Below are 21,874 nucleotides of genomic sequence, written 5' to 3' on the forward strand. Positions count from 1 at the left end.
TAGGTGCTGGTATGGATTACATTAATAATATACATATTTTTGAATTTCATTTTTCACAAAAAAATAATGAAAATAAAACACAAATCACATTTTACAGATATAAACACAAAAGAATTCTTTGGTATATTACCTGACAACGAAGCTATTCATTCCTATAAATTAACCAATAAAAATGGCATGCAAGCCACTATTATCGATTATGGTGCAACGATTACTTCATTAATCGTACCGCTAGAAAATGGAGAACTTATAGATGCGGTTTTAGGCTTTGATACCTTAGATAAATATTTAGAATCATACTCTTTATCTGGCGCTCCCTATTTTGGTGCTACAATAGGACGCTATGCCGGCAGAATAAACAACGGAACTTTTACCTTAAATGATAAGACTTATCTTTTAAACAAAAACAATAACAATCATGCTATACATGGCGGAAATATAGGCTTTGCTCAAAAAAAGTGGGAAGTTGAAGCAATTACCGAAGGGGAAAACCCATCAATAACAATGACTCTTTTAAGTTCTGCAAATGAAGAAAATTATCCCGGAGATTTGTCTGTAAGCCTAACCTATACGCTAACTGATGACAATGAGCTACAATTAGAATATAATGCTACTACGACACAGGATACCATTATAAACTTAACGAATCACAGTTATTTTAATCTTAACGGACATGGTTCTAGCGTTACTGACCAAGAAATGATTGTAAACTCGGATAAAATATTAGAAACATCCTCTGAGAATATCCCAACAGGAAATATCTTAAATCTTTTAAACCATCCTTTCGATTTTAGAACTCCTGCAAACTGCCCTTCTATTATTGATGATTCATTTATAATAGAAACTAAAAATGATATTGCCGCTGCACTTTATAGCCCAACAAGCAGATTGCGAATGACGGTTTATACAGATCAACCAAGTGTACATGTTTTTGTAGGTGGTAATTGCTCCACCGAAATAAAAGGAAAAGAAGACGTTACTTATCATGCTTTAAGCGGTATTTGTTTTGAAACTCAAAACTATCCCGATGCGCCTAATCAATCCCGATTTCCTAATTCGATACTAAGAAAAGAAGATAAATACCATCATAAAACTGTCTATAAATTTCAGTGTATTTAAAAAAACCAATAACTATAACCACGAAATACTTTATATTAATTACCTCCTTAAACACAATTAACCATGAACCAAAACCTTGCCATCGCAGATTATGCGGTTTTTATAATCTACTTTATTGTAGTATCTACCTACGGTTATACTATATATCGCAAACGTAAAAAAGACGAAAAAGACGCCAAAGCTTATTTCCTTGCCGAAGGAAACCTGACTTGGTGGGCAATCGGGGCTTCGTTAATCGCATCTAATATTTCGGCCGAACAGTTTATCGGAATGAGCGGCGAAGGTTTCTTTTTAGGAATTGCAGTTGCGGCTTACGAATGGGTTGCTGCTATTACTTTAATAATTGTGGCCGTATGGTTTATTCCTGTTTATCTTAAAAACAAGATTTATACCATGCCTCAGTTTTTAAAAACACGTTATAATGAATCAACAGCTTTGATTATGGCTGTTTTTTGGTTGTTTCTGTATGTTTTTGTAAACCTTACTTCTATTTTATACTTAGGAGCTGTAGCTATCAACGGATTGGCTGGAGGTGAATACCTTCATGTTATTATGATAGGATTGGCACTTTTTGCTTTGATAATTTCATTAGGAGGGATGAAAGTTGTTGCTTACACAGATGTTATTCAGGTTGCCGTATTAATCATAGGCGGATTAGTAACTTCTTATATTGCTTTAACAACTGTGGGACAATATTTTGGCGTGGGTCAAAATGCAATTGCCGGTTTTAAAGTTTTGATGCGAGAAGCTCCAGAACATTTTAAAATGATTATCCCAAAACCAACTGCAACTTCTTCTCAACTAGAAATAGATAAGTACTTAACTTTCCCTGGTATATTGTCTTACGTAGCTGGTATCTGGATTATCAACCTTAACTATTGGGGTTGTAACCAATACATTACTCAAAGAGCCTTGGGTGCCGATTTGCAAACTGCTCGTACGGGTATATTATTTGCTGGTTTCCTAAAACTATTAATGCCTCTAATTGTTATGTTACCTGGTATCGCCGCTTATGTTTTATATCAAAACGGACATTTACCTCAACTTGTTGGCGGAAAAGATGGAGCGTACTCTGCGGTATTAACTTTCTTGCCAACAGGATTAAAAGGACTTTCGGTAGCTGCTTTAACCGCGGCAATTGTAGCTTCATTGGCTGGTAAGGTAAATAGTATTTCGACTATTTATACGCTAGACATTCATAAAAAATATATCCAAAAAGAAGCTGGTGAAAAACAACAAGTAAACATCGGTCGAATTGCTGTTTTTGCTGCAATGCTTTTGGCTGTTTTATTTACTTGGAATGATATTTTAGGAATTGGCGGTGTTGGAGGTTTTACCTACATCCAAAAATACACTGGGTTTATAAGCCCTGGAGTTTTTGCCATGTTTATTCTTGGTATGTTCTGGAAAAGAACCACTGGAGCTGCAGCTATTGTAGGTGTGATTTTAGGATTTGTATTATCTATTTTATTCAATGAATATGCTCCAATATTATTTGGTAACGATACATTGTTATATACTGCTTATCCAAACGGAAAAGGAGCTTACGAGATTCCGTTCCATATTTGTATGGGATTATCTTTCTGCTTTACTACACTTGCAATGATTCTTATAAGTTTTGCAGGTCCAAAAGTAAACCCGAAAGCATTTGAGCTAGACACTACAATGTTTAAATTAAAACCACAAACAACTGTATTAATAGTAATTACTTTATTGATTATTGCCTCTCTATATGTGAAGTTCTGGTAATACGATACAGCTTAATTAATAAAGAAAGGATACTGTAAATGGTATCCTTTCTTTATTAAATAGAATAAGTTCTTTTAAAAAGCGAACTTTAAAAATTAACAAGACAAATAACACTTTACAAATAACCTTTAATTACATTTGAGCACTAAAAAAATTAATAAACCAACCGTTTAAGCATAAACAAAAAATGAAAAAACTAATAGTTGCCTTTTTATTTCTCTCTTTCGCAATGTCTGCACAAGACATGAAAGTTGTATCTGGAGATTTTAAATTCTTGAAAGACCAAAAAGAAATTAATACCGAATTTGATTATAGCAACTTTACTATGATGAAAGAAAATAAACCAGAAGCACAATATGTTGAAGAACACAAAGTCGATTTAGACAAAAAAGCAAAAGGGAACGGAAATCTTTGGTACAAAAGATGGGTCGTTGCCAAAGAACAAATCTGGACTCCAAAATTTTTAGAAATAGGAAACATTGTATTATCTAAAGCTGGTAAAGACGTAAACTTTCAGGAAGGCTTAAATACCCCATATACTTTAATCGTACAAACAGTATGGATTTATCCGGGCTGGGACGCAGGAATTATGAAACAACCTGCAAAAGTTACGACTAATTTAAAATTTGTAGAAACAGCTAATAAATCAAATGTATTGTTAGAAATAAAAAGCGAAGAAGCCCCAGGAGATCAATGGGGAAATAATTTTAATAATGAAACAAGAATTGGAGAAGGTTATGCCAAAACAGCAAAATCTCTTTCTAAAATGATTCTGAAAAAAGCATACAAATAAGATTCAAAAAAAACAAAAACCCTAGTTTTCACTAGGGTTTTGTTTTTTCTTGCTTTCCATATTTAAGAGGTAAGCCATATTTTTAATTACATTATCGTGTTTCTTCACAAATGGATTTTCTTCATCCCAAACATATCCAGCAAGCACAGCACAGATTTTACGTTTTACATCTGGGTTCTCTGGCTGATGAAAGAATAACGTTTGTAAATTTCCTGTGTACCATTCTTTCACGTAAGTGGTAAAAACATTAATTCCACGTTTCATATATTCGGTAAATTCTACTTCCCAATCTACAGCGATACCTTGAGATTGTTTCAAATAAAGTTTTGCAGCAAGCATACCCGATTCGGTAGCAAAAGCAACTCCCGATGAAAATACAGGATCTAAAAATTCAGTACTATTTCCTGTCAAAGCAAATCCATCACCATACATTTTCTTTACCGAACGCGAATAGTTTTCTAACTTTATTGGTTCAAATAAAAACTCTGTTCCCTGAAATCTTTTAATATAATAATCTGAAAGCTGAATAGCATTTTTTAATGCTTCGGCATTGTCTTTATTCTCAGAAAGGGAATTAATAAAATCTGTAGGGCCTACCACTCCTAAACTTGTATTTCCGTTAGAGAAAGGAATTACCCATAACCAAACTTCAGTTTCAAGAACATCAAAAGAAATCATTGTTCCCTCTACACCTTCTGGTCTGTTAATATCTTTTACATGCGTAAAAATAGAAGAATGCGGATCTAAAGCCGATGGCTTGTCCAAATCTAAAAGTCTTGGTAAAACTCTACCGTAACCACTAGAATCAATAATAAATTTGGCGTGAATCTCTTTTAAATTTCCATTTACATCTTTCACAATTGTTTTTGAATTGCTTCCTTCAAAAGAAACTTCTATAACTTCCGACTCAAATTCTAAATCAATTCCTTTTCGAATTAATTCCTGAGCCATCGTATTGTCAAAATCGGCTCTGGGAACTTGCCAGGTCCAATCCCAACCTTCAGAAAATTTATTAGAAAAATCAAAAACACAAATTTCATTCCCTCTTATAAATCTCGCTCCTAACTTTTTCTCAAAGTTCATTGCATTGAGACTATCAAATAATTCTGCTTCGGCAAAATGATCCATTACACGTGGTATTAAACTCTCACCAACGACAATTCTAGGAAATTTAGTTTTCTCAACAACCTTTATCTTACAATTATTCTTACGTAAATAAGCTGCTGATACGCATCCAGAGGGTCCCGCTCCTATTATTAAAACATCTACAAACTCCTTTAACATATACGAATTGTTATTAATTATTGCCTTACATTTGCCATCATCAAAATAACTACATTTATTTTAATAAATAAAATTAATTTAGCATAATCAAAAAGGGTTAAATGAACACAATTGGCGAATATTTAAGTTTAAAAGAATTTGAATCCATAATCTTTGGAAATAGTAAAATAGACATTAGTAAAACTGTCTTAGACCGGGTAAATGAAAGCTTTGATTTCTTAAAAAAATTCTCTGGCAACAAGGTCATCTATGGTGTAAATACTGGTTTTGGACCAATGGCTCAATACCGTATCAAAGACGAAGACCGAATTCAATTACAATACAATTTAATAAGAAGCCATTCTTCAGGAACAGGAAAACCATTAAATGCAGCTTGTGTAAAAGCAGCAATTCTAGCTCGATTAAACACACTTTCTTTAGGGAATTCCGGAGTACATCCTTCAGTAATTCATTTAATGAAAGAATTTATAAATAAAGATATTACTCCATTAATTTTTGAACATGGAGGAGTTGGAGCAAGTGGAGATTTGGTTCAGTTATCTCACTTGGCATTAACATTAATAGGTGAAGGCGAAGTTTTTTACAAAGGCGAAAGAAGACCTACAAAAGAGGTTTTTGAAATTGAGAACCTAACTCCTATTCAGGTAGAAATAAGAGAAGGTCTTGCGCTTATAAACGGAACCTCTGTAATGACAGGAATAGGTGTAGTAAATGTACATCACGCCAATAAATTATTAGATTGGTCATTAAAGTTTTCATGCGCAATTAATGAAATTGTACAGGCTTATGACGACCATTTTTCGGAAGAATTAAACCAAACAAAACGTCATAAAGGACAACGAGAAGTAGCTGCAAGAATGAGAGAAAATCTCTCGGACAGTACCTTAATCCGTAAAAGAGAAGATCACTTATATACTGGAGAAAATACCGAAGAAATCTTTAAAGAGAAAGTACAGGAGTATTATTCTTTAAGATGTGTACCACAAATTCTAGGTCCAATCTTAGAAACTATCAATAATGTTGGTTCTATTCTAGAAGATGAGTTTAACTCGGCAAATGATAATCCTATTATAGATGTAAAAAACAAACATGTATATCATGGAGGTAATTTTCATGGCGATTACATTTCACTAGAAATGGACAAGTTAAAGATTGTTATTACCAAACTTACCATGCTTGCAGAACGTCAATTGAATTATTTATTAAATTCTAAAATAAACGAAATCCTTCCTCCATTTGTGAATCTTGGAACATTAGGATTTAATTTCGGAATGCAAGGCGTTCAGTTTACTGCAACCTCAACAACTGCCGAAAACCAAATGTTGTCTAACCCAATGTATGTACACAGTATACCAAACAACAATGACAATCAAGACATTGTAAGCATGGGAACAAATGCTGCTGTTATTACTGCAAAAGTGATAGAAAATTCATTTGAAGTTTTGGCTATAGAACTGATTACTATTGTTCAGGCAATTGATTACTTAGAACAAAAAGATCAAATCTCGTCTGTGACCAAAAAAATATATGACGATATTAGAACAATTATACCTAAATTTAAAGAAGATCAGGTTATGTATCCTTTTGTTCAGAAAGTAAAAGACTACCTGATAAATAATTAATATTTTATTTTACATTATTAATCTTGAATCTTAAAATCATGAAAAAAACACTTATTTTTTTATTGCTGTGCAGCATTCAATTTGTTAATAGTCAAGAACTGGCATTAGTTAAGAAAAACGGAAAAATTGGATATCTTACTAAAGATGGAACATTTCGTATTGAACCTCAGTACAAAACTGCAAGAAGTTTTTCTGAAGGCTTAGCTGCTGTAGAAGATAATGGAAAATGGGGGTTTATCGATACTAAAGGAGCTTGGGCAATTCCAGCTACTTTTGATAACGCCAAAGATTTTAATAGTGGTATTTGTATCGTATCTAAAGATAAAAAATGGGTTTACATCAATACCAAAGGAGAGGTACAAATTGCACCACCTTCGGATAAATTATATGATTTTGGAGATGGTGTTGCTTTTATAAAACAAGGAAACAAAATTGGATTAATCAATTCAAAAATGGCAGTTGTTTTAGAACCAAAATATGATGTTATCAAACCTTTTGAAAATGGTTTTGCAAGAGTAGAAAACAATAAAAATTGGGGAATTATAAATACTGCTGGAAAAGAGGTTATAGAACCTGCTTATGCCGAAATTGGTAATTATAATAAAAACACGGCTTGGGCCAGAAAAGACAAAATTTTTGGATTAGTATCTGGTGGGAAATTTATTCCGGTAGAAGGTGCTGATAAAATTTGGGATTTCGAATCTCAAGATTTGACTTATGCCAGAAAAGATGGAAAAATCGGATTCATTGACTTAAAAGGAAGTTGGGCAATTCTGCCAATATATGATAAAGCAAAAGCCTTTTCTAAAAATCTAGCTCCGGTTTGTATTGGATCTAAATGGGGATATATTAACCCTAAAGCAGATTTTGTTATTCCGCCAACTTATAGTGATGCCGAAGTTTTTAGTACAAACGGATTAGCTCCTGTAAAAGAAAAAAACTGGGGATTTATTAATGAATCAGGAAAATTAGTAATCCCAACTCAATATACCATAACGGCAAACGGATTTGTCATTGCTCTATTTGTACAACAAGACAAAGGATTTATAGATGGCTTAGCAAGAGTAAAAAATGAAGGAAAATGGGGATTTCTTAAACCAGACGGAACTGTATTAGGCAACCAATGGTTTGAAAACGCTGAACTATTTTCGCAAACAAAAGAAAAAAATACTATAAGTGAAATCGCCTCTGATAAGCCAAAAACGGAAACAAAGTCAGAAACTAAAACAAAACCGGTTACAAAACCAGTAAGTAAAAAAAAGCGATAACATAAATCGACTATAAAAAACAAAATTTACATATATGAAATTGCGACTAATAAAAATTGTGTCAACAAGACCAATAAATAAAAAGGCGATACCATATATGACCTATAAAAAACAAAATTTACATATATGAAATGTGCATTAGTAACTGGTGGTTCACGAGGAATTGGGAGTGCTATTTGTAAAAAATTAGCTGTAGATACAGAGTACCACATTCTGATTAACTATCATTCAAACAAAATTGCTGCCGAACAAACACTTGAAGAAGTAAAAAAATTAGGCGCAACTGCTGAGATTATACAATTTGATGTTTCTAATTTTGAAGAAGTTCAAAATGTATTAACCAAATGGCAGGATGCAAATCCTGAAGCCATCGTTGAGGCAATTGTAAACAACGCCGGAATTACAAAAGATGGTTTGTTTATGTGGATGTCACAAGAAGACTGGAATGGAGTTATGAACACAAGTGTAGGTGGTTTTTTTAATGTCACACAATTTTTTATTCAAAAAATGCTCCGCAATAAATACGGACGCATTGTAAATATGGTTTCAGTTTCGGGAGTAAAAGGTACGCCTGGTCAAACCAATTATTCTGCTGCAAAAGGCGCAATTGTAGCTGCTACCAAAGCATTGGCTCAAGAAGTAGCCAAAAGAAATATTACCATAAATGCCGTTGCACCAGGATTTATAAAAACTGATATGACGAGCCAGTTAGACGAAAAAGAATTATTAAAATTAATTCCTATTAATCGTTTTGGCGAAGCTGAAGAAGTGGCAAATTTGGTAAGCTTTTTGATTTCAAATAAATCAAGTTATATAACTGGTGAAGTTATAAACATAAACGGCGGAATATATTCTTAAAAAATTACTATAAAAAAGAAGATGAATAGGAGAGTTGTAATTACAGGAATGGGAATTTACTCATGTATCGGAACTTCATTAAACGAAGTAAAAGAATCCTTGTACAATGGAAAATCAGGAATACAATTTGATGCAGAGAGAAAAGAATTTGGTTTTCAATCGGCCTTAACTGGTATGGTTCCAAAACCAGATTTAAAAAGTCTACTAACCCGAAGACAACGTATGAGCATTGGTGAAGAAACCGAATATGCTTATATGGCTACCATCGAAGCATTGAAAAATGCTGGAATAGATGATTCTTTTTTCGACAATAACGAAGTTGGTATTATGTACGGTAATGATAGCGTATCTAAAGCTATTATAGATGCAACCGACATTGTTCGAGAAAAAAAAGATACAGCCTTAATTGGTTCTGGAGCAATTTTTAAATCCATGAACTCTACTGTTACAATGAACCTTTCGACAATTTTTAAGTTAAGAGGTATTAATTTAACCATAAGCGCCGCTTGTGCAAGTGGATCTCACGCCATAGGTTTGGCTTATTTTTTAATAAAAAGCGGATTTCAAGATATTGTAATTTGTGGTGGAGCACAAGAAATCAACAAATATGCAATGAGCAGTTTTGATGGTTTAGGTGTTTTTGCTTCCGAAGATGATGATCCTACCAAAGCATCAAGACCTTTTGATTCTGGTCGTGATGGCTTAGTGCCTAGTGGCGGAGGAGCAACTTTAATCTTAGAAAGTTATGAATCTGCGATAAAACGTGGTGCAACTATAATTGCCGAAGTTGGCGGTTACGGATTTTCATCAAATGGAGGACATATTTCGACTCCAAATGTCGAAGGTCCAGCCATAGCAATGCAAAGAGCACTTGATGATGCAAAATTAAATGCGTCGGACATTGACTACATAAATGCACATGCTACTTCTACTCCTGTTGGAGATGAAAATGAGGCCAAAGCAATCTTTGAAATCTTTGGAAAAAGCAATCCTTATGTAAGTTCCACAAAATCAATGACAGGGCATGAATGCTGGATGGCAGGTGCAAGCGAAGTCATTTATTCTATACTAATGATGCAAAATGATTTTATAGCTCCAAACATCAATTTAGAAAACCCAGACGAAGCCGCAGCTAAATTAAATTTAGTTAAAACTACGTTAAATAGAAAAATTGATATATTTTTGTCCAATTCCTTCGGATTTGGAGGAACAAATTCTGCACTCGTAGTTAAAAAGTTTAAATAGAATAATGAATAAGCAAGAGATAATAGAAAAGATTAATGGTTTTTTGGTTGATGAATTTGAAGTTGATAATGATGACATTGAACCGAACGCTAATTTAAAAGATACTTTAGGACTAGATAGTTTAGATTATGTAGACTTAGTAGTATCTATTGAATCAAATTTTGGCGTAAAATTAGTTGAAGTTGATTTCGTTGGCATTGCTACTTTTCAAAACTTTTATGACCTTATCGAAACCAAACTAAAAGCCAAAACTGCTTAATGAGCAAATGGGATGGCAAATCAAAAGGAACTGTTTTAGGATATAGAATATTCGTTTTTTTAATACAAAAAGCGGGTGTTAAATCTGCCTACTTTCTCCTGTACTTTGTTGCGTCTTATTATTTCCTTTTTCTAAAAAAAAGCAATCGTGCGATTTTTTATTACTTTAATAAAAGACTAGGCTACTCCTATTTTAAATCCAAAAAAATGGTTTTCAAAAGTTACTATACTTTTGGACAAACCATAATAGATAAAGTCTCCATTTCTGCTGGAATGAGAGAACAGTTTACCTATGAATTTGATGGAATCGAAACACTAAAAAAACTACTTGCCGAACAAAAAGGTGGTGTTTTAATTAGTGCTCACATTGGAAATTTTGAAATTGCAGAACATTTCTTCGGAGAAATCGATATCAATTTTCAAATCAATTTGGTTACTACCGACTTGGAACATTCGGATATAAAAAAATATTTAGAAAGTGTTACCCAAAAACCAACTGTCAAGTTTATTATCATAAAAGACGATTTGTCCCATATTTTCGAAATCAATGCTGCTCTGGGCAGAAACGAACTTATCTGTTTTACAGGAGATCGTTATTTTGAAGGAACAAAATCATTATCAGACAAACTATTAGGACAAGAAGCTAATTTCCCGGCAGGACCATTTTTAATTGCTTCCCGATTAAAAGTTCCCGTAGTTTTTGTGTATGTAATGAAAGAACCAAACTTGCATTATCACTTATATGCTCGTGAAGCTGCTGTAAAACATCGTGACGAAAAAGGGTTATTACGTGCTTACATAGAAAACGTTGAATCCATGCTTGAAAAGTATCCCCTACAATGGTTCAATTATTTTGATTTTTGGAATCAATTAAAAAACACAAAATAAAACAAGCCACCGCACATATAGTAAGAATTCTTTTATACTTTAGCAAATCTTAAAATAAAGTATGAAAGAGCTTGATACTATCATAATTGGTTCAGGAGTTGGCGGCTTAGCAACAGGAATTTGTTTAGCAAGAGCTGGGCAAAAAGTCTTAATCCTTGAGCAACATTATGTTCCAGGTGGCTGGAGTCATAGCTTTACATTAAAGGGACAACGTTTTAGTCCTGGCGTACATTATGTAGGTCTTATAGATAAAGGAGCATCTACCAATGAACTTTACCGCGGTTTAGGAATTGCCAATGATATGGTGTTTTTCCGAATGAATAAAAAAGCATACGAACATTGCCTGATCGGAAACCAAACTTTTGATTTACCCGCAGGAATCGACAACCTCAAAAAAACACTTTCATCACATTTTCCTAAAGAAGAAAAAAACATAACCGAATATCTTTCCTTAGTCGAGAAAGTAAATTTTGAATTGCAACTAATGCCAAAACTAAAAGGTTTGTGGCAGAAAATAACAGTTCCCTTCCGAACCAAACATTTTGGCAAGTTTGCCTTATTCCCTTTAAAAAAAGTAATTGGCTGGCATATAAAAGACCCAATGCTCAAAGCTGTCCTTAATATACAATGTGGTGATCATGGGCTTTCGCCAAATAGAGCCTGTTTCCCTGTACATTGTTCCGTGATGGGACATTATTTTGATGGAGGTTTTTATCCCATGGGCGGAGGTGGAGGAATTGTAAAAGCAATGACAAATGGAGTAAAAAAACATGGTGGAGAAGTTCGCATAAAGCAAAATGTCAAAAGAATAATTATTGAGAATAAAAAAGCAATAGGAGTTGAACTCGAAAACGGAGAAACCATTTTTGCTAAAAATATTATTTCTAATGCTGATCCATCTATTACTTATTTAAACTTAATAGGTAAAGAACATTTAAGTAAATCACTTATTAAGAAACTACAGAAAACTAAATACTCCGTAACCTCATTAATTTTATTCCTGACATTAGATATGGATGTTACCCAATTTAATATTGATTCGGGAAATATATGGATGATGAAAGATGAAAACGACGATGAAAATTTTGAAAACCTAATGAGTAACAACATTGATTCTGGCGATTCATTTCCAGCCGTTTTTATAAGTTGCACAACTCTTAAAGATCCAGCAAGTTTTAACGGAAGATATCACAATTTTGAAATCGTTACTTATGTAAATTATGACAACTTAAAGGATTTTAACGGATTAGAAGATTATCACAATGAAAAATATAAAGTTTTCAAAGAAAAAGTGATTGATAAACTGATGAACAATCTCGAGAAAATCATTCCAAATGCAAAACAAAATATTGTTCAAGCCGAATTAGGAACACCAAAAACAAATGAGTTTTATATCAATTCGACCAAAGGCAATGTATATGGAACCGAAAAAACATTAAATCAAGTTGGTCCATTCTCCTATAAAAACAAAACCGAGATCGAAAATTTATTTTTATGTGGAGCGTGTACACTATCACATGGTGTTGCAGGGGCAACCTATTCAGGAGTTGCTGCCGCCGCTTTGATTCTTAATTGCACATCCGACGAATTACTTATTGAAGATAAAAATCAAGAAATTCGTATTTATGATGCCGAAGATGAATCGACTTGGCCAGATTGGATTCACACAAAGCGAACCGATAAAATCAGAAAATTCGTTTCATAAAATTAATTACTTTTGCCATAACCAAAAGCCACAACCAAAATGAAAAATGTTCTTTTTATTTATTACTCTCAATCTGGACAACTCGAAAGTATCGCTCGGAATATAGCGAAACCTTTCTTGAATTCAGACGAGTTTAAAGTAACGTTTCATGAGATACAATTAGAAAAACCTTTTCCTTTTCCTTGGGATAAAGATTCTTTTTTTGATGCTTTTCCTGAGTCATTTAGGCAAATTCCAACGGCGTTAAAACCAGTTCCAGAAGAAATATTAAATACAAAATTCGACTTAGTTTTATTAAACTATCAAGTTTGGTATTTATCCCCTTCTATCCCTATTAACTCCTTTTTAAAAAGTCCCGAAGCACATAAAATCTTAAATAATACTCCTGTTGTAACCATAAGTGGTTCAAGAAATATGTGGATTATGGCGCAGGAAAAAATTAAAGTTTTACTAAAAGAAGCCAATGCAAATTTGGTTGGAAACGTAGCTTTAGTAGATCGCGTTGGCAATTTAATAAGTGTGATTACTATTGTAGAATGGATGTTTTCTGGAGTTAAAAAAAAGTATTTGGGTATTTTCCCTTTACCAGGAGTATCTGAAAAAGACATTCAGGAATCCTCAAAATTTGGAGATATTATTGCTTCAAATCTAAAAGAAAATAATTTAAAAGACCTACAACCTAAACTAATCGCAAATTCAGCCGTTCGTATTAGTTCTTATTTGGTAACCGTAGATAAAACTGCTAATAAAATTTTTACCAAATGGTCAGGATTAATCTCCAGAAATGATAAAAACAGAAAGGTACTCCTTAAGGTATTTAATGTTTATTTATTCCTCGCGATTTGGTTAATATCCCCAATAGTGTATATATTGCACGTTATTACATATCCTATTAAAATAAACAAAATAAAAAAAGAAACTCAATATTACCAAGGAGTTTAGCACCCATATTATGTTTGAAGTATATATTACAAAAGCCGCAAAATATTTGCCAAATGAAGCTGTCACAAATGATGAAATGGAAAGCTATTTGGGCCTTATCAACGATGCCGTTTCCAAAGCGAGACGTATTATTTTGCGCAATAACAAGATTGTAAGTAGGTATTATGCAATAGACAAAGAAGGAAAAAGCACGCATAATAATGCGGAGCTAACGCATAATGCTATCGTAAAATTATTTGATAACGATTTTACTCCACAAGATATGGAAGTCCTTTCTTGCGGAACCTCAACACCAGATCTTTTTTTACCATCCCATGCAGCTATGGTTCATGGATTACTAAAGAACAAATCGGTTGAGTTAAACTCTTCATCAGGAGTTTGCTGCGCAGGAATGAATTCGCTAAAATATGGTTTCCTTTCTATTAAATCAGGAAATTCAAAAAATGCCGTTTGTACAGGATCCGAGAAAGTTTCGTCATGGTTCTTATCTCAAAAATATAATCCAGAAGTTTCTAATTTAAAGAATCTGGAAGAACTTCCTATAATCGCTTTTAAAAAGGATTTTTTAAGATGGATGTTATCCGATGGTTCTGGTGCTTTTTTATTAGAAAATAAACCAAGAGGACCTATTTCCTTAAAAATAGAATGGATGGAAGCTTTTTCGTATGCTTATGAATTAGAGACTTGTATGTATGCTGGAGGAGACAAATTAGAATCTGGCGAGATAAAACCCTGGAGTGATTACTCTCCAGAAGAATGGTTAAACGAATCTGTATTTTCTATCAAACAAGATGTAAAATTATTAGATGAATTTATCTTGGCTAAGGGCGCAAAAAGCATGAGTGAAGCAATGGCAAAAAATGCCGTTACTGCAGACCAGATTGATTATTTTATCCCTCACGTTTCTTCTCATTTTTTTGTTGAAGGTTTAAAGAAAAACCTAGAAGAAAACAATGTAGGAATAGCCGATGAAAAATGGTTTATGAATCTTGCTAATGTTGGAAACGTAGGTTCGGCATCCATTTATCTTGCTGTTGAAGAATTAATGAACTCAGGAAAATTAAAAGTAGGCGACCGCATTCTTTTATCAGTTCCCGAAAGCGGACGATTCTCATTTGCGTATGCGTATTTAACGGTTTGCTAAATCATGACAAAACCTATTCTAGATAAAGAAGCAGTCGAAAATTTATTACCTCAAAAGTTCCCTTTTGTAATGGTAGACAAAATGTTTTCATTTGATGAAAGTTCTTTGGTTGCTGGCTTAAAAATTCAAAGTGAAAATATTTTCTCAGAAAACGGAATTTTTTTAGAAGCTGGATTAATAGAACATATGGCGCAATCTGTGGCTTTACATACAGGATATGTTTTTTTCTTAAAACAAGAAAAAGCACCGACAGGATATATAGGTTCTATAAAGCAAATTGATATAAAGAAATTGCCTAATGTTAACGACGAGATACAATCGACGATTACTATTATACAAGAATTTGCCGGAATAACATTGGTAGATATTGTTACGACCTTAAACAACGAAGAAATTGCCAACGGACAAATGAAAACCGTTTTGGCTAAATAATATAACAAATGGACACTCTAGTAGACATCCGAAATTATCTCCCGCACCGTGAGCCAATGCTTATGGTAGATTTGATTCTTACGATAGATGCTCAAAGTGTAGAAACCATTTTTTTAATTAAAGAAGATAATATTTTTGTCGACAAGAATATTTTTATCGAAGCCGGATTAATTGAGAATGTGGCGCAAACCTGCTCTTCTATTGTAGCACAAAAATATTTTGCTAATCCTGACAAAGAAGAAAATGTAAGCGTTATTGGTTTTATCAGTACGCTTAAAAATCTTAAAATATACGAATTGCCAAAAGTGAACACGAGCATAATTACACGAGCAACTTTAGTTTCTAAATTTGCTGGAGACGATTATACATTATGTACGATGAGTTGCGAAAGCTTTCATGAAGAAACACAACTTTTGGAATGTGAAATTAATTTGTTCATTCAAAAGACAAATCCAATCATGCAATAATTTAAACATGGATTTAAAAAAGATATTGTTTCATGTTTTAATACGAATAGCAATTTTAGCATTATTGCTAGGAAGTCTTTTCCTTATTTGGAGTTTTACATATGATCCTCATAAACATTGTGACGGAGATATGCACCGACATGTTGATGGTGGTTTAGGATTATTCATTTTTGGATTCCTAATTATCCAAATGTATTGTATTGGTCTATTTGCTGAAATGATCTATTTATTTATCAAAAAAAGAAAAAAACCAGCTTTTGCAAATTTGGGCATTTTAACAATTCTTGCTTTTATAACAGCTGCTTTTATGTTCGGAATATCATAGTTTAAAGACAATATGGAAAAAGAAAAAGTACCACAAGACCAAGGGAATTTAACCAAAAACAATATGAAAGAGCTTGTATATGCAACCGACGAAAACGGTAATTATACTACAGCTCTAAGTACAGGTTGGGAACCTAAAACTATTGCACTTTCTAATTCTATCGATGAAATAAACGAACGCATCGCCGATGCAAAATTGCAAGTCAAAAACGGAGAACTAAGTCCTATTTGCTATTTTATGGAATTGAACCGAATGGATTTGTTAATCCTTTCTAATTATGTTGGTCTGTGGAAATGGCGCGTAAAAAGGCATTTTAAACCCGCTATCTTTGCAAAACTAAATGACCGCATTTTACAAAAATATGCTGATGCTTTTTCAATCACAGTATCCGAATTAAAAAATTTTAAAACAGATTAATGCAAACTACTTTTACACATCATCAATCGGCGCATTGCGAAAATGGAGTAGCTTCAAATTTGCTAAAAAACAGCGGTTTAAATTTAAGTGAACCTATGGTTTTTGGTATTGGCTCAGGGCTTTTTTTTGTGTACCTGCCTTTTATAAAAGTTAATTATGCACCTGCAATAAGTTACAGAACCTTGCCAGGACAAATTTTTAGGAGAGTTGCCAATAGATTACATTTAAAAATAAAAAGACAAAAGTTTTCATCCATTTCCAAAGCAAGCCAAGCTTTAGATGAAAATCTAAAAAATAATATCCCAACAGGATTACAAGTCGGTGTTTACAACCTAACTTATTTTCCAGACGAATATCGCTTTCATTTCAATGCTCATAACTTAGTGGTTTACGGAAAAACCGATACCGATTATCTTATTAGCGACCCTGTAATGGAAACCGTTACCACGCTTACACATGTCGACTTAGACAAAGTCCGTTTTGCCAAAGGTGCTTTTGCTCCAAAAGGTCAAATGTATTATCCGATTCATATTCCTGAGAACGTTGATTTAAAAAGTGCGATTATCAAAGGAATAAAAAATACTTGTCGCGATATGCTTGCGCCAATGCCTATTATTGGTGTTAAAGGAATAAAACTAGTTTCGGGAAAAATACGCAAATGGCCTCTTAAACACGGAACCAAAAAAGCCAATCATTATCTGGCTCAAATGGTACGAATGCAAGAAGAAATAGGAACTGGCGGCGGAGGTTTCCGTTTTATATATGCTGCTTTTTTACAAGAAGCTGCCGTTATTTTAAACAATGAAGATTTAAAAATCCTTTCGAAAGAAATGACCCAAATTGGAGATTTATGGAGAGATTTTGCTGTAGAAGCTTCAAGAATCTACAAAAACCGAAGTGCCAAAAATGATGCTTACAATACTATTGCCGACCAACTTTTGGACATTGCCAATAGAGAAGAAGTGTTCTTTAAGAAATTAAAAAAAGCAATTAGCTAATATATTTTGCAACCCATTATTCAAATAACATCCCTTTCTAAAAAGTACAAAAATGCAGAAATGTATTCTTTGAACGATTTAACGCTTACTATAAACGAAGGTCAGATTTTTGGTTTATTAGGCCCAAATGGAGCTGGGAAAACCACATTAATTTCTATGCTCTGTGGTTTAGTCAAGCCTACTTCGGGTTCTTTTACAATTAACGGAATGACATATGGAACTAATGCTACCAAAATAAAAAAATTTATTGGCGTTGTTCCTCAGGAATATGCCTTATATCCTACCCTAACCGCACGAGAAAATTTGCATTATTTCGGGAGTATGTACGGCTTAAAAGGTCAGGATTTAAAAGACAAAGTAATCGAAACTTTAGACCTTTTGGGTTTACTAAAATTTGCCGATAAACGTATCGAAACCTTTTCGGGAGGAATGAAAAGAAGAATCAATTTAATTGCAGGGATATTACACAATCCTAAAATTATATTTCTGGATGAGCCAACTGTTGGTGTCGATGTGCAATCTAAAAATGCTATTATTGATTACCTAAAATACCTCAACCAAAACGGAACTACTATAATCTATACTTCGCATCATTTATCTGAAGCGGAAGATTTTTGTAGTGATATTGCAATACTTGACCAAGGGAAAATTTATGCCCAAGGCACTCCGTCAGGATTAATATCGAATACACAAAATGCCCAAAACCTAGAGGACGTTTTTATTTCATTAACTGGTAAAGAACTGAGAGATGATATATAAACTATGGATGTCCGTTGTGAAAGAATTCTTGTTGTTAAAACGAGATTTAGGAGGATTAATCATTTTATTTGTGATGCCTCTGGTACTTGTTATTACCGTAACCTTAATTCAGGATAGTACATTTAAAACCGTAAGCGATTCCAAAATCGAAATTCTTCTCGTTAATAACGACAACGGTTCAGTAGCCAAAACAGTTTATGATAATTTGCAAAAAAGCAACCTGTTTACTGTAGTAACTCAAATCGACAACATTCCTTTAACCGAGGCTGTTGCCAAAGAAGCTGTTTATAAAGGAAAATATCAATTAGCAATTGTAATTCCGCAAAACTTAAGTAAAGATTTACAGGCAAAAATCGACCAGAATGTACAAAAAATAGTGAGCAGCATTGGTTTAACCGATACACTTGCCCAAACAGAAACTCCTAAAATAATCAACCAAAAGGAGGTTAAACTATACTTTGACCCTGCGGTACAAATGAGTTTCAAGAATGCGGTTATGAACTCTATCGATAAGATGATCTCGCAAATAGAAACACATTCTATATACACTGCTTTTCAGGAACAACTAGGAGAAGGAAGCGCTAGTTTTGAGCAAAAAAGTTTTATCACTTTCAAAGAAATAGTTCCTAGAGTAAACAACAAAGAAGTGTTGCCAAATTCGACACAACATAACGTTCCGGCTTGGACACTTTTTGCTATGTTCTTTATTGTGATTCCGCTTTCGATTAATATTGTAAAAGAAAAAACACAAGGAACCTTTGTACGGTTATTAACAAATCCAGTTTCAAATCGTGTTGTAATGATGGGCAAAACAATTACGTATTCTGTAATTTGCATGATTCAGTTTTACATGATGGTTGCTGTTGCTGTTTTTCTGTTTCCAGAAATTGGTTTGCCACCACTTAATATCGAAGGGCATTTATTTTTAATGAGTATCGTTGCGTTGTTCTCTGGATTTGCCGCTATAGGTTTTGGGATTTTATTAGGAACCGTTGCCAAAACACAAGAACAATCGGCTCCCTTTGGCGCAACAAGCGTTATTATCTTAGCTGCAATTGGAGGAGTTTGGGTTCCTGTTTTTGCAATGCCAAAAATCATGCAAATTATTGCCAAATCATCACCGATGAACTGGGGATTAAATGCCTTTTATGATGTGTTATTACGTAACGCATCTATCTTAGAAATCATTCCGGAAATAAGTTTATTATTTCTGTTTTTTATAATTACCACAACAATTGCCTTAGCATATGATAAGAAGAAAAGAGCAGTATAACGAAGCTATTGCATTAACAGTTACCGAAGAAGTTAGAGTTCGCTTTAACGAAACCGACGCGCTCGGAATCGTTTGGCACGGCTATTATATAACTTATTTTGAAGATGGTCGTGAAGCTTTCGGGCGTAAACACAAACTTACCTATCTGGATGTTGCCGAAAGTGGCTATACAACCCCAATTGTAAAATCTATTTGCGAACATAAATTATCTTTACGTTATGGCGATGTCATTCGGGTAGAAACAAGTATTGTAGATACTCCTGCCGCAAAAATAATTTTTAGATTTAGAATTTTCAATACCAATGATGAGATTGTCTGCACAGGCGAAACCACTCAGGTATTTTTAAATAAAGAAGGAAACTTAATGCTTACCAATCCTCCATTTTATGAAGAATGGAAGAGAAAAGTAGGATTATTGAAGTAAAAACAAACACGAATTATCACGAAATAAAAATAATCCGTGTAAATCTGCTTAATCTGTAAAATCTGCGTGCCTTTTTAGGTAACACAAGATGCAATCACAGGAAAGCTTTCCAACAAGGTTTTTTTACCTTGTAGATATGATAATAAATACAAGATACCTAACAGGTTTTAAAAACCTGTTAGGATAAAACAATAAAAATGACAAGAGCAGTTTACATCGCGCAAACCAATTGCATCACACCATTAGGATTTAATGTTCCATCAAACATTGAAACTATCCTACGTGGTGAATCTGGTATTCAGTTGCATGAAGATGTATCCTTGATGCCAAATCCTTTTTATGCATCGATTATAAATGATGAGAAACTAAATACCGCTTTCGCGAAAGTTAGTTCCGAAACCAACTATTCAAGATTAGAGAAAATGATGATTTTGGCTTTAGAGCCAATTGTCAAAAACTCAAAAATAGATTTAGATTCAAAGACAGCCTTTATACTTTCGACAACTAAAGGAAATATTACTGCATTAAAAAATGATTCGCCAGAGAGTTTTCAGAATGCACATTTACATACTTTGGCTCAAACAATAGCCGATTATTTTGGGTTTAAAACCCAACCCATCGTGGTATCAAATGCTTGTGTATCTGGAATTCTAGCCGTTTCGATTGCCAAAAGATTAATACAAAGCGAACTTTACGACAACGTTTTTATCGTTGCTGGCGATGAAGTTTCAGAATTTGTTTTGTCTGGCTTTAATGCTTTTCAGGCAATGAGTAGTTTACCATGCAAACCGTATTCCTTAAACAGAACAGGTGTAAGTCTTGGCGAAGCTGCTGCTGCTATTTTAGTTTCGGCGGAAGCCAAAAATTCAAAAATAAAAGTTACTGGAGATAGTTCGATAAACGATGCCAATCATATTTCTGGACCTTCAAGAACAGGTGAAGGTTTGTTCAGAAGTATTCAAAATGCCCTGAACGAAGCACAAATAAAACCAGAACATATCGATTATATTTCTGCACACGGAACCGCAACATCTTTTAATGACGAAATGGAAGCCATTGCTTTCAACAGATTAGAAATGGGAACAGTTCCTGTAAATAGTCTGAAAGGTTTTTATGGTCATACATTGGGCGCGTCAGGATTATTAGAAACAGTTATTGCGATTGAATCTGTGCTCCAAAACAAGCTTTTTGTTTCATTAGGTTTTGATGAATTAGGCGTAAGTCAGTCGATAAATGTAATTGAAGAAAATGAAGATAAAAATATCAAGACATTCCTAAAAACAGCTTCGGGATTTGGAGGTTGTAATACGGCTGTGGTTTTTGAAAAAGTGAAATGAGATTGAACTGTTCGGAAATTCCAAACAGTTCAAATTTGAAATCCAACTTGCAAGTAATCCTTACAAGTTCAAAACTTAAAGAAATGAATTTAGACGAATCACTTTTTAAAGAAGCTTTAAAAATTCAAAACTTTGAATTTAAAGATAATGCAATAAAAGTAACAGATAAAACTATTGAGTTTTTTGAAAACTTAAACTTATCTCAAGATTTGATAATTTTTTTTAAAACATTTTCATTTAGAGAAGAAATTAAATTTGGAAGTATATATTTTAATTGCGTAAACAGAATTAAAACAGAAAATCTTGAAGAAGAGAATAAAGAAATTTATAAAAAAGATTTATTAATTATTGGTTCAGGCGCAAACGGAGATCCAATTGTTCTAAATATAAAAACAATGAGTGTTGGATATATTTTTCATGACATTCTTTGGGAAGAAGAAAATATTGAAGATTTAAATAAAATTTTCATTGATTTAAAAAAGAGTATTGGGACTTTCTTCTATAAATCGATAACTGAAGAAGGCTTTCCTATTGATGCTTATGACGCAGAAGATTATATAAAATAAA

The 21,874-nt window shown here is 33.4% G+C and carries 23 protein-coding genes; 22 read left to right on the forward strand and 1 reads right to left on the reverse strand.

All coding sequences use genetic code 11. The features are described 5' to 3' along the window. Positions 1-66 precede the first annotated feature (66 nt). The 3 genes from ACJ6WR_RS09835 to ACJ6WR_RS09845 all read left to right on the forward strand — a co-directional run bounded on the left by ACJ6WR_RS09835 (position 67) and on the right by ACJ6WR_RS09845 (position 3,661). Positions 67-1,119 (forward strand): aldose epimerase family protein, encoded by a 1,053-nt coding sequence (locus ACJ6WR_RS09835; RefSeq protein ID WP_409417705.1) that lies wholly within the window; start codon positions 67-69, stop codon positions 1,117-1,119. 63 nt (positions 1,120-1,182) lie between these two features. Then, complete coding sequence (locus ACJ6WR_RS09840) at positions 1,183-2,868, forward strand: sodium/sugar symporter (RefSeq protein WP_039117457.1); 1,686 nt, start codon at positions 1,183-1,185, stop codon at positions 2,866-2,868. Positions 2,869-3,055: 187 nt separating this feature from the next. Then, a complete protein-coding gene (locus ACJ6WR_RS09845) occupies positions 3,056-3,661 on the forward strand; it encodes a hypothetical protein (protein WP_039113397.1) in 606 nt (201 codons plus the stop codon). Between the two features lie 21 nt (positions 3,662-3,682). Here ACJ6WR_RS09845 and ACJ6WR_RS09850 read toward each other — a convergent pair whose 3' ends face one another. Then, the gene (locus ACJ6WR_RS09850; protein WP_409417706.1) at positions 3,683-4,945 is read right to left on the reverse strand and encodes an NAD(P)/FAD-dependent oxidoreductase; all 1,263 of its coding nucleotides are present in this window, start codon (positions 4,943-4,945) and stop codon (positions 3,683-3,685) included. Between the two features lie 101 nt (positions 4,946-5,046). Between ACJ6WR_RS09850 and hutH the strand changes: the two genes are divergently transcribed. From hutH to ACJ6WR_RS09945, 19 genes are all read left to right on the forward strand, one after another. Next, positions 5,047-6,567 (forward strand): histidine ammonia-lyase, encoded by a 1,521-nt coding sequence (gene hutH, locus ACJ6WR_RS09855; RefSeq protein ID WP_409417707.1) that lies wholly within the window; start codon positions 5,047-5,049, stop codon positions 6,565-6,567. Between the two features lie 38 nt (positions 6,568-6,605). Continuing rightward, positions 6,606-7,835, forward strand: a complete 1,230-nt coding sequence (locus ACJ6WR_RS09860; protein ID WP_039113392.1) for a WG repeat-containing protein — start codon at positions 6,606-6,608, stop codon at positions 7,833-7,835. Between the two features lie 126 nt (positions 7,836-7,961). After that, complete coding sequence (gene fabG, locus ACJ6WR_RS09865) at positions 7,962-8,693, forward strand: 3-oxoacyl-ACP reductase FabG (RefSeq protein ID WP_409417708.1); 732 nt, start codon at positions 7,962-7,964, stop codon at positions 8,691-8,693. A gap of 21 nt (positions 8,694-8,714) precedes the next feature. Then, positions 8,715-9,938, forward strand: coding sequence for a beta-ketoacyl synthase (locus ACJ6WR_RS09870; RefSeq protein WP_039117453.1), 1,224 nt, complete (start codon positions 8,715-8,717; stop codon positions 9,936-9,938). Positions 9,939-9,942: 4 nt separating this feature from the next. Then, a complete protein-coding gene (locus ACJ6WR_RS09875) occupies positions 9,943-10,197 on the forward strand; it encodes an acyl carrier protein (RefSeq protein WP_035620058.1) in 255 nt (84 codons plus the stop codon). Then, positions 10,197-11,084 (forward strand): lipid A biosynthesis acyltransferase, encoded by an 888-nt coding sequence (locus ACJ6WR_RS09880; protein ID WP_409417709.1) that lies wholly within the window; start codon positions 10,197-10,199, stop codon positions 11,082-11,084. Before ACJ6WR_RS09875 ends, ACJ6WR_RS09880 begins: the two co-directional genes overlap by 1 nt. A 61-nt stretch (positions 11,085-11,145) precedes the next feature. Then, positions 11,146-12,789, forward strand: coding sequence for an NAD(P)/FAD-dependent oxidoreductase (locus tag ACJ6WR_RS09885; protein WP_039117451.1), 1,644 nt, complete (start codon positions 11,146-11,148; stop codon positions 12,787-12,789). Positions 12,790-12,828: 39 nt separating this feature from the next. Then, positions 12,829-13,731, forward strand: coding sequence for a hypothetical protein (locus tag ACJ6WR_RS09890; protein WP_035620065.1), 903 nt, complete (start codon positions 12,829-12,831; stop codon positions 13,729-13,731). A 10-nt stretch (positions 13,732-13,741) separates the two neighbouring features. Next, complete coding sequence (locus ACJ6WR_RS09895) at positions 13,742-14,875, forward strand: beta-ketoacyl-ACP synthase III (RefSeq protein ID WP_039113385.1); 1,134 nt, start codon at positions 13,742-13,744, stop codon at positions 14,873-14,875. Positions 14,876-14,878: 3 nt separating this feature from the next. Then, a complete protein-coding gene (locus ACJ6WR_RS09900) occupies positions 14,879-15,307 on the forward strand; it encodes a hypothetical protein (RefSeq protein ID WP_039113384.1) in 429 nt (142 codons plus the stop codon). An 8-nt stretch (positions 15,308-15,315) separates the two neighbouring features. Continuing rightward, positions 15,316-15,774: an ABC transporter permease gene (locus ACJ6WR_RS09905; RefSeq protein ID WP_039113383.1), complete on the forward strand. Its 459-nt coding sequence runs from the start codon at positions 15,316-15,318 to the stop codon at positions 15,772-15,774. A gap of 7 nt (positions 15,775-15,781) precedes the next feature. After that, a complete protein-coding gene (locus tag ACJ6WR_RS09910) occupies positions 15,782-16,099 on the forward strand; it encodes a hypothetical protein (protein ID WP_039113381.1) in 318 nt (105 codons plus the stop codon). 12 nt (positions 16,100-16,111) lie between these two features. Beyond that, on the forward strand, positions 16,112-16,516 hold the full coding sequence (locus ACJ6WR_RS09915; RefSeq protein WP_039113380.1) for a hypothetical protein: 405 nt from the start codon (positions 16,112-16,114) through the stop codon (positions 16,514-16,516). Then, on the forward strand, positions 16,516-17,514 hold the full coding sequence (locus tag ACJ6WR_RS09920) for a BtrH N-terminal domain-containing protein (protein ID WP_039113379.1): 999 nt from the start codon (positions 16,516-16,518) through the stop codon (positions 17,512-17,514). The genes ACJ6WR_RS09915 and ACJ6WR_RS09920 overlap by 1 nt, the downstream gene beginning before the upstream one ends. Before the next feature lie 60 nt (positions 17,515-17,574). Next, positions 17,575-18,273 carry an ABC transporter ATP-binding protein gene (locus ACJ6WR_RS09925; RefSeq protein ID WP_039113377.1) on the forward strand — a complete coding sequence of 233 codons (699 nt, stop codon included), beginning with the start codon at positions 17,575-17,577 and terminating at the stop codon, positions 18,271-18,273. After that, entirely contained in the window at positions 18,263-19,546 is a 1,284-nt protein-coding gene (locus ACJ6WR_RS09930; RefSeq protein ID WP_409417710.1) for an ABC transporter permease, read from the forward strand. The genes ACJ6WR_RS09925 and ACJ6WR_RS09930 overlap by 11 nt, the downstream gene beginning before the upstream one ends. Next, positions 19,521-19,970 carry a thioesterase family protein gene (locus tag ACJ6WR_RS09935; protein ID WP_039117444.1) on the forward strand — a complete coding sequence of 150 codons (450 nt, stop codon included), beginning with the start codon at positions 19,521-19,523 and terminating at the stop codon, positions 19,968-19,970. The genes ACJ6WR_RS09930 and ACJ6WR_RS09935 overlap by 26 nt, the downstream gene beginning before the upstream one ends. 197 nt (positions 19,971-20,167) lie before the next feature. Continuing rightward, complete coding sequence (locus tag ACJ6WR_RS09940; protein ID WP_409417711.1) at positions 20,168-21,307, forward strand: beta-ketoacyl synthase N-terminal-like domain-containing protein; 1,140 nt, start codon at positions 20,168-20,170, stop codon at positions 21,305-21,307. A gap of 83 nt (positions 21,308-21,390) precedes the next feature. Further along, on the forward strand, positions 21,391-21,873 hold the full coding sequence (locus ACJ6WR_RS09945; protein ID WP_409417712.1) for a hypothetical protein: 483 nt from the start codon (positions 21,391-21,393) through the stop codon (positions 21,871-21,873). Position 21,874: the final 1 nt, after the last annotated feature.

This window comes from Flavobacterium sp. PS2, assembly GCF_046250155.1.
GTDB lineage: Bacteria > Bacteroidota > Bacteroidia > Flavobacteriales > Flavobacteriaceae > Flavobacterium.